This is a genomic window from Mesonia mobilis DSM 19841, from assembly GCF_000423405.1.
GTDB classification, from domain to species: domain Bacteria; phylum Bacteroidota; class Bacteroidia; order Flavobacteriales; family Flavobacteriaceae; genus Mesonia; species Mesonia mobilis.
Map to the genome: position 1 here is coordinate 1 of NZ_AUHX01000055.1, position 1,170 is coordinate 1,170.

The window sequence follows — 1,170 nt, forward strand, 5'->3', positions numbered from 1 at the left end:
TCGCCTACTTCTGAAAATCCTCGCGGATTTTCAGTTTGGTGCGTACTTGCAAAGTTAAGTGCTAACCCACGCAACTACTCATAGCCTAGACCGTTAGGCAACATTAAAACCGACCGAATTGAAATTAGAAGAATACAGTAAAATCGAAGAAAAGGGAGAGTTTTTTCAAAATGGAGGTATTAAAATCGACCATAACATTGAAAAGATTTTTGACGAAATAAAAAAATATACAGAGGAAGGAGATTCTTTTATCTTTAGAGGTTGTAGCGAAGCTAAATACCGTCTTTACAATTCTGCTCAAAGACTATATACCAATCAAGAATTACACAAACAAGTTCCATCTGATTCAATAAGTGAACACTACAGAGACTTTATAACGGAATTGATTAAAAGTTGCAAAGATTGGAACAATGGAGTGGTAAAAAAACTTTTTAAAAATGCAGGAATCAATGAAAATAATTCACTTGCGTATTTAAGTTATATGCAACATTATGGAGTACCAACACCATATTTGGATTTTTCATACGACCCTTATGTTGCTTTATTCTTTGCTATTGACAATCTGAACTACCAAGCAAGTAACAATGAAATTGATAATTATTTCTCTTTCTATTACACTTATACAAAAGCGACTATGTTTGAGAGTTGGAAATTTGTTTTTGACAAAAATTTAAAAACGGATGAGATTACATATGAAAAAATAGACGAAAATGATATGTCTATAATTCTTCCAGATGATGAGTTTTACCAAATAGTGAATAGTGTAAATATTATAAACCAAAATGGGTTATTCTTCTATAACAATCATCCTTGGTATCCACTCGAAAGAACATATAAAGAATTTGTTGATTATTTTATAGAAGAGAAAGGAAGAGAAAAATTTGACCAGTTATTAATGCACGATACCTTTTCTGGTTGTTACAACATTCATAAGTCACTTATTCCAGCAATTAAGCAAAGACTAAATGAAATGGGAATAAATAAAAATTACATCTATCCTGATATGAATGATTTCAGACAGAAAGTAACGAATAACGGAATATTAAATAGTCTAACTCTAAAAAAATAACGTTGCCTAACAATGGTAACCGTTGCACAAGCCTTTAATTCTTAGAAAATCTCACTTATTTAAACCGCTTTTAGGAGGTTTTTTGTTTTTATATCCTTTGC

Annotated in this window: 1 protein-coding gene; it reads left to right on the forward strand. The window is 30.9% G+C overall.

What is annotated here, in order from left to right:
• Positions 1-118 precede the first annotated feature (118 nt).
• Positions 119-1,069: an FRG domain-containing protein gene (locus tag G551_RS0112390; protein WP_027885851.1), complete on the forward strand. Its 951-nt coding sequence runs from the start codon at positions 119-121 to the stop codon at positions 1,067-1,069.
• Positions 1,070-1,170: the final 101 nt, after the last annotated feature.